The 6,985-nt window shown below is 44.6% G+C and carries 7 protein-coding genes; 6 read left to right on the top strand and 1 reads right to left on the bottom strand.

Annotation, left to right across the window (positions count from 1 at the left end; translation table 11 throughout):
- Positions 1 to 447 precede the first annotated feature (447 nt).
- The 3 genes from AB4405_RS18275 (at position 448) to AB4405_RS18265 (ending at position 2,643) form a co-directional block, all read left to right on the top strand.
- Positions 448 to 1,239, top strand: coding sequence for a hypothetical protein (locus AB4405_RS18275; protein WP_372062232.1), 792 nt, complete (start codon positions 448 to 450; stop codon positions 1,237 to 1,239).
- Positions 1,240 to 1,453: 214 nt separating this feature from the next.
- The gene (locus tag AB4405_RS18270; protein WP_372062231.1) at positions 1,454 to 2,047 is read left to right on the top strand and encodes a HupE/UreJ family protein; all 594 of its coding nucleotides are present in this window, start codon (positions 1,454 to 1,456) and stop codon (positions 2,045 to 2,047) included.
- Positions 2,044 to 2,643 carry a HupE/UreJ family protein gene (locus AB4405_RS18265; protein ID WP_372062229.1) on the top strand — a complete coding sequence of 200 codons (600 nt, stop codon included), beginning with the start codon at positions 2,044 to 2,046 and terminating at the stop codon, positions 2,641 to 2,643. The genes AB4405_RS18270 and AB4405_RS18265 overlap by 4 nt, the downstream gene beginning before the upstream one ends.
- 43 nt (positions 2,644 to 2,686) lie before the next feature.
- On the opposite strand, the gene AB4405_RS18260 is transcribed toward AB4405_RS18265, so the two are convergent.
- Positions 2,687 to 3,562, bottom strand: a complete 876-nt coding sequence (locus AB4405_RS18260) for a LysR family transcriptional regulator (protein WP_372062228.1) — start codon at positions 3,560 to 3,562, stop codon at positions 2,687 to 2,689.
- A 149-nt stretch (positions 3,563 to 3,711) separates the two neighbouring features.
- On the opposite strand from AB4405_RS18260, the gene AB4405_RS18255 reads away from it, so the two are divergent.
- The 3 genes from AB4405_RS18255 (at position 3,712) to AB4405_RS18245 (ending at position 6,963) form a co-directional block, all read left to right on the top strand.
- Positions 3,712 to 5,004 carry an arginase family protein gene (locus AB4405_RS18255; RefSeq protein WP_372062227.1) on the top strand — a complete coding sequence of 431 codons (1,293 nt, stop codon included), beginning with the start codon at positions 3,712 to 3,714 and terminating at the stop codon, positions 5,002 to 5,004.
- 83 nt (positions 5,005 to 5,087) lie between these two features.
- On the top strand, positions 5,088 to 5,954 hold the full coding sequence (locus AB4405_RS18250; RefSeq protein WP_372062226.1) for a peptidyl-prolyl cis-trans isomerase: 867 nt from the start codon (positions 5,088 to 5,090) through the stop codon (positions 5,952 to 5,954).
- A complete protein-coding gene (locus AB4405_RS18245; RefSeq protein ID WP_372062225.1) occupies positions 5,947 to 6,963 on the top strand; it encodes a HupE/UreJ family protein in 1,017 nt (338 codons plus the stop codon). The genes AB4405_RS18250 and AB4405_RS18245 overlap by 8 nt, the downstream gene beginning before the upstream one ends.
- Positions 6,964 to 6,985 lie beyond the last annotated feature (22 nt).

Here is a 6,985-nt window from a genome sequence, read left to right as displayed (position 1 = left end):
TGATTTAGGAAACAAAGCCCCCACTATAGTGAAGATGTACTGATTGGTACTCTAAATATAAAAACGGGGAACACGTACAGTGCTCTGGAACTTGAAACTCGAGTCAATAAACTTTACGCGTTAGATAACTTTGAGTTAATCCGCTACCATTTTGACACTCAGACAAATCAGACCCTGCTTTATATTGATGTTAATGAAAAAAGATGGGGCCCCAACTATGTTGACTTTCGATTTCATGTTGAAGAAGATTTTAATGCCAATAGCGTTTACTCTATAGGGGTAAGCACTAACTTTACTGGCTTAGATAAAAAAGGCAGTGAACTTCGTTTAAACCTTGAACTTGGGACCAGTAATCGTCTGGAAGACGAGTATTACTCACCGCTCACCACCAATCAAACCTTATTTTATTCAGTCGCCGCGAAACTCCTCTCTGAACGAGGAAACGTTTTGCGGGGTAACGTCGGAGCTTCACCTGCTTTAGAAGCAGAAAATGACTATTTTCCTTATACACAAAATTCATTATCGGCCGAAGTTTCAGCTGGATTTCAGCCCACATTTTGGCAAGAAATTAAATTAGGGGGTAGCGTTCAGTCAGGAGAAACCTCGTTGACTCCAATCCATTCCATTGACGGCTTTGATTACAATAGAGCCGGTTTATTCGCACGATACGAATTAGATACCCAAGACAACAAAACTTTGCCGACTAAAGGTTTTAAGGTAAAACTAAGTTACTTGCTTTCAGACGATCATTACATTGCTCCACAAGCAGTGACGAGTGTTGACACATCCAAAACACAAGAATGGAATGCAGAAATCTTTTCAACACAAACTTATGGTCGACACACGTTTAGTGGCACAATGCAGTACTCATTAATTGATACCCACCCCAACAATATTGCTATTAACCCTGCACGATTAGGGGGATTTTTAAATTTATCTGGCATTCCTAAAAACAGTCTTATGGGTAAAGAAAAAGCATATAGTGGGCTAACTTACCGCTACCGTTGGTTCGACAACGACTTTGGTCTGTTTCATTCTCCTGTCTACCTCGGCTTATCAGCAGAGTATGGCGGAGCTTGGCAAGACACAGAACTCAGTATCAACAAAGCACCAATGTATAAAAGCAGTGCCTTATACGCAGGAATAGACTCCCCTATTGGTCCTGTCATATTATCCTACGCTCGTGTCGAGACTGGGTTAAGTGCTGTCTATTTAATAATAGGATCATCATTTCCTTAACCACGTAGCGAGGCGTTGCCCTCCCGAAATCCGCGATGTATCGTAAGTTCCTTTACGTACATCGACAATTCTAACACTCTCGTATAGGTAACTGGGCATTATCCGCAATGACGGACCACCATCGATCGTTCTATAAACACGAACAATAGGTTTTATGAATATTCTTGCAATGCTCTTATATTGAATACTCAATTCATTGCACGAGAATATAACAATGTATAAGTTCATCATTCCATTGATGTTATTGCCTTTAAGTGGCGCAGTTAGCGCTCATGAAGTGGTTCACACCCACAGTGCTTTTGGTACTGGGTTTATGCATCCTATATTTGGACTGGACCACGTACTTGCAATGGTCGCGGTTGGGTTGTGGGGTGTCTTCCTTAGCAAGCCTGCGACATGGATGCTACCCGTACTCTTTCCACTCATGATGGCTGTTGGTGCCACCATTGGAATCATGGGCATTGCGCTACCACAGGTTGAAACTGGCATTGCATTATCTTCAGTCATACTGGGATTAATGATTGCTTTCAAGCAACGTCCCCCACTACCTATTGCTTACTTAGTTGTAGGGTTCTTTGCACTTTGTCATGGCAATGCGCACGGAACACACTTACCGAGCACAATGGCGCCACTCAACTTTAGCCTGGGCTTTGTCACCTCAACCGGTTTGCTTCACCTTCTCGGTGTCGGCATCGCTCTCGTCGCACAGAAGTATTCTAGGTTAATTGCAATCCAAGCGCTTGGTGCAGCCATTTCCCTTGCTGGTGTTGGCTTTGTCATCACCCTAATCCAGCGGAGTATGATATGAACCGTTCAATGAAGTCGTTATTGGTGACGTTACTTTTATCGCCTTCAGTGGCAATGGCGCACAGCCCAATAGAAGGGTTTGGTGAGTTTTACAATGGATTGCTTCATCCACTGTTCATTCCTGCTCATATTGTTGGATTGTTAGCGTTCGGTGTGTGGTTCGGCAGGCAACCTAAGGATGACCTTGCTTTTGGTATCTTGGCCTTACTCTTGGGTTTGGTCCTTGGTCTTGCTTGTTCCGAGTTAGTGAATCAACAGATAATGGCGGTTCCCACAATGTTAATTTCTGTTGGTTTTGGTGCGCTATTGCTGTTAAGGACAACGCTGAATAAGTGGGTTGTGTGCTCAACTGCCGCATTAGTCGGGTTAGTCTTGGGAATGGATTCAGAACAGAGTCTGCTTGTTGGCTCAGAAAAATTAGTGAGCCATTTGGGAACCACTATCAGCGTGTTTGCTGTTGTGCTTAATACTGCTTTGTTCAGTAGTAAACTCCACTGTGCGTGGCAGCACACGGCTATACGAATACTAGGCTCATGGATATTTACCTGCAGCGCATTGGCAACATTGGTTCTATTGACCGAAAAAGTGGGTGGCTAACCATGTTTTAGACAGTTATAACCGGCCAGCCACACTCTATTTGTTATGGACGCTTTTTCAACTCGTTGAGTAAAAACATTTGGGCTGGTCCTATTTGATCGCCACTATTATTGAGTGCTTCGAGCATAAAAATACCTTTTCCACTGTTCGAAAATTCAGGGAAGAATTGAACCAATGTTCCTTGATTGATTTGGTCTTCCGCCAGACTTCGTGTAACAAACCCCCAACCAAACCCTTGCTCAATCAGTTGTACTTGATCCAGTAGACGTTGTACGTCAATACGTTCGCCTGCTCCCTTTAAGATATCAACTGCCGCGTCGTTATCCGAGCACAAGTAAATCTGGGGGAAAAGAAGTAAATCTTCAAAAACGATATTGTTGCCTGAGTTCAGTTCATGGTCCGGTGCGCACACCAGCAATGACTCGCATGTGCCAATATTATAAAAATTAAAGTGCTGCGGCACGCCTTCCACGGTTTTTCTGATTAGCATATCTAGCTCTCGATCCGTCAATCGAGACTCAAGTCGCTGGTCGGTGTCACGAATAAAGAGTAGGCGTATATGAGGAAATTCGGCTTTAAGCGCTTGAGTTTCTTTTGCTAAATCCTGCAGGGTTATTTCGCTTTGTACCCCGATGCGAAGCTCTTGCTCTGAACCACCAGCCACCGCTTGAGCAAACTGATTTATCTGCTCGGCCTGGCGTAATAATACTTTGGCTTTCTCATACAACTGTTTGCCCGCATCGGTAAGTTGCAGGTTACGACGACTACGGTCAAACACTTCTACCCCTAGATCAATCTCAAGGTTGCTCAGCATGACACTGAGACTGCTCTTACTCTTTTTTAATCGGCGCGCGGCTTCAACCATAGTGCCAGCATCGTAAGTGGCAACAAGTGCTTCCATCTGATCCAAATTAAACATAATCCCTCTTATTCTTGATGCTAAGTGTTCGTATAAACCGAACCTATCGTTTTTTATTGTTGGTCATTGATTAACTAAAATCAACACCAAATCAGCAATCCACATCGGTTTTTGCGATTTCTACACAATAGATAAACCGGAGTTCTCTTATGAAATTTTGTACGAAAAAGGTTTTGCTCAGTACATTGGCGGTCAGTATCAGCATGAACCTGTTTGCTGCTGGCTTTGAGGCTGGCGATGTTGAACCTACACCCAAAGGGCCATCAACCTATCCTGAAGGGGTCCCAGCAGAATGGATGCCATGGAAAGACCCTGACAACAACAGTGTGCTCAATGTCAACATGGATGGCACAGAGGATGTGTTTGTCCTTCGTCGTGACACATCTGAAGACCCAAAACGTGAACCGGGGTTAATCAACCCACAACGTTACGTCGCTGCAATGAACGGGAAAAATGCATTCCCAACATTTTTTGGTGCACCGATGGCATTTAATACCGAAGACTTGAAAGCAGGTAAACCAGACGTTGCTGTCTTTGGTCTGACCATCGACGATAACTTTATCGGCGGTGGCTCATACGCCGCCAATAAAATGCGGACGCTTCTTGATTATACAACGGTCGGGTCTGCGACTGACCAAACGAACGGTATGGCCTATTTTCCAATGATTAGCGTCGCCGATTACGGCAACGTCAACGCACATTATGGCCACAGTGAAAAAAGCTTGGAAGAGATCCACGTCGTCGCGACTGAAGTGCTGGATGCCGATGTCATGCCGGTTGCGATCGGCGGCACTCATATACAGATGTATGGAATGCTAACCGCATTAGCCAAAAAATACGGCAAAGGCAATGTCGCCCTCATACATTTTGACTCTCATTATGATGCACTGACCGCAGGCATGGGCCGTTATGTTCACAATGGTTCTATGATTGCTCGCGCCGTTGACTACGGGTTGTTGAACGGTGAAGACATCATTCAAGTGGGTTTACGCAGCTTTGGTCCTAGTCAAGGTGATCTTCAGTACATGAAGGACAATAACTTTAAGTTCCACTTCCAAGCTGAAGTCGACAAAAAAGGGTGGGAGCACGTAATCAAACGTGTGCTTGAAGAAACCAAAGGGAAAAAGGTCTTCCTCTCATTCGATTTAGATGTAGTTGATGCCTCAGCAGCCCCTGCCGTCGGTACTCAAGAACCAGGAGGTCTGACTGCCCAAGAAGCCATGCACATGATTCGCGTAATAGGTGCCGGGACTGACTTAGTTGCAGCTGAGTTTAATGAATACAACCCGCTTCTTGATGATGCGCATGACACCACAGGCATCTTGATGGACCGTATTATCCGCAGCATGTTTGCTGGTATGGCGGCGAAGAAAGACGGTATCGAAGACCCTATGTACTTGGATCCTCAACGACAAGACCACGCTTATAACCCAGAAAAGTAATAGATGACCGCGCCACAAAGCAAACGTGGCGCCCTTTCTCGACCCAGCAATCAAACGCAAGTCACTTAATTAGGAATAACGATATGACTGACAAAAACCGCCAACAACCTGACAAAAACACCGTCACCTTCTTAAGTCAGTTGTACCGCGAACCTTTAGCTCATTTCCTATTGGTCGCCGCTGGTCTTTTTGCCGCTCATCGTTATGTTGATAGTGATGATAGACAAGTCGTCTTCATTGATGCATCTCGTCAAACTCAAATTATAGAAGCTGCTCAAAGCCGACAGTTAGAGCCATTAACCGTATTGCAACGCGACGCGGCATTAGCTTCCTATATTGATGAAGAGATTCTATTTCAAGAGGCGATTAAACGTGGTTATGTGACCAACAGTAAAGTGCGCGACCTCTTGCTACAAAATATGCGCTACTTCATTTCAGGCGGCGTAGAAACGCCGACGGAAGAAGAACTTAAACAGTTTTTCAAACGAAACCCTGACCTATTTGCCAATCAAGCCACCGTTGACATTGACCATATTCAATTTAAAGAGCCCGATGACGTCCCTACAGATCTCAAAACACAGCTAGATGCAGGGCTAGAGCACCGTAATATTGGTGATTTTGACAGCCATAATGCACCAGTCATGAGATATCTCGATAAATCAAATCTGCTTAACCACTTCGATGCTGAAATGACCAAGGCCATTCTAGAGGCTGACGGTACGGCTTGGCATGGCCCAATATTATCGAGCCATGGAACGACCCATTTTTTCCGCGTCACACAAAAACGCCCTACTTCAATGCCAACTTATGAACAATCCAAACAATGGGTTGAAACCTTTTGGGTCAACGCTCAAAACCAACAGCTAGTGCAACAAGAGCTTGATGAAATAAAACCAGATTACCGTGTTGAGCTTCAACCAATTAAGAAAAAAGGTGAAACTAATGACTAGTCTTGTTCGCTATCTTGCTTTTTTAATATTGGTGCTCCTAAACAGCAGTGTGGCCGCCCACACATTAGGCATCGACAATTCAGATCTTATTGAACTATCGACCTCAGGAGAATATCAATTCGTTGTTAAGGTTCCTGGGGAGTATCAGCCTTATATCCATACGCCGGTCTTACCTAAACATTGTCAGTACATCGGTGATGCTGCTGGTGAGTACGGTGCTAGCGAGATCCGCTACCACTTTAACTGCGACAGCCGACTCACTATCAATGACCAATTGCAGCTACCTTGGGAACGAGAAGGCGCAATGTTAACGGTAGACTGGAAAGATAGTGAGCCAGTGACCGTTTTGAGTAAGCGAGAAAATGGCGTGATAACGGTAGATTTAATTGATTATTCCGCAAGCTCAGGATCTTGGATTGAAGGCGCAAAAAGATACACCAGCATTGGCATTGAGCACATTATGTTGGGCTTCGATCATCTCTTATTTGTTTTGGCTTTATTGTTTGTTGTCAGTAAAGGCCGCGACTTAATAAAAACCATTACTGCATTCACGGTTGCCCACAGTATGACACTCGGGTTGGCCACCTTTGGTTATTTATCGTTACCCACTGAGCCAGTCGAAGCGACTATCGCCCTATCCATTGTGTTTTTGTGCTGCGAGGTCATTTATGCTCGCCGTGGCAACAAGGGATTAACCTTTCGTATGCCATGGGTTGTTGCATTTTCCTTTGGGTTATTGCATGGCCTTGGTTTTGCTGGTGCTCTGCTCGATATTGGCCTCCCACATTCAGAAATTCCACTTGCACTGCTCTTCTTCAACGTCGGTGTTGAGATAGGACAGCTCCTGTTTGTCATGGTGATATTGGTTACCGTTCGCTCTGTACAACAGCTTTTTGACACGCTCCTAACCGCACGAATAAGCCGCAATATCACAACCTGCGTTATTTATACGATGGGAATTTTGTCCAGTTACTGGCTTATTGAACGAACGCTCTTGGTCTTCGTTTAATCATCAATTTAGGAACATTACT

Origin of the sequence: Vibrio sp. 10N.261.51.F12 (assembly GCF_041471725.1) — a bacterium.
Classification (GTDB): Bacteria; Pseudomonadota; Gammaproteobacteria; order Enterobacterales; family Vibrionaceae; genus Vibrio.
The sequence above is the reverse complement of the archived record's forward strand: the minus strand, read 5'-3'. Positions and strand labels throughout refer to the sequence as shown.

Bases quoted from the DNA above. Each gene is read 5' to 3' on its own strand.
- AB4405_RS18270 (WP_372062231.1), top strand. From the start codon at position 1,454: ATGTATAAGTTCATCATTCCATTGATGTTATTGCCTTTAAGTGGCGCA.
- AB4405_RS18265 (WP_372062229.1), top strand. From the start codon at position 2,044: ATGAACCGTTCAATGAAGTCGTTATTGGTGACGTTACTTTTATCGCCT.
- AB4405_RS18260 (WP_372062228.1), bottom strand. From the start codon at position 3,562: ATGTTTAATTTGGATCAGATGGAAGCACTTGTTGCCACTTACGATGCT.
- AB4405_RS18255 (WP_372062227.1), top strand. From the start codon at position 3,712: ATGAAATTTTGTACGAAAAAGGTTTTGCTCAGTACATTGGCGGTCAGT.
- AB4405_RS18250 (WP_372062226.1), top strand. From the start codon at position 5,088: ATGACTGACAAAAACCGCCAACAACCTGACAAAAACACCGTCACCTTC.
- AB4405_RS18245 (WP_372062225.1), top strand. From the start codon at position 5,947: ATGACTAGTCTTGTTCGCTATCTTGCTTTTTTAATATTGGTGCTCCTA.